1 protein-coding gene is annotated in these 383 nt (G+C 41.5%); it reads right to left on the bottom strand.

Annotated elements, in window-relative coordinates:
• A partial coding sequence (locus tag NE664_15645; protein MCQ4728067.1) for an HAD hydrolase-like protein occupies positions 1 to 299 on the bottom strand: 299 nt, incomplete at its 3' end.
• Positions 300 to 383: the final 84 nt, after the last annotated feature.

The following is a 383-nucleotide window of genomic DNA, read 5'->3' as shown; positions in this document are numbered from 1 at the left end:
AAAGTATCCCTTACCTCATCACTTAAATCACCGGTGTTCATTTCTTTCAGCAATTCCCTGTAATATCGATTCTTCTCATCCGCACAGTGCAGTTTCTCCTCATCTGTCAAGTCCCTGCCATACTTTTCCAGAATAATATCGAGACTCTCCATACGGCTCACACCTCTGAGCCTGTTATTGATGGTTTCATCAAAATAGACACCTAATTGGTCCGCCAGCTTCTTCCACGCCTGATAATGATATTTGTCAGTGTGACAGATCACTCCATCTAAATCAAATATAATACCCTGATATTTCATGCTCTCACTCCTTTATCTCTATTCTTACCACAGTACCCGGTTCAATCAGAACCCGTTTTCCGTTTAACACTAAAACGGATTCCC

Origin of the sequence: Anaerotignum faecicola (genome assembly GCA_024460105.1) — a bacterium.
Taxonomy (GTDB): Bacteria; Bacillota; Clostridia; order Lachnospirales; family Anaerotignaceae; genus JANFXS01.
This window is presented reverse-complemented; position numbering and strand designations above follow the sequence as displayed.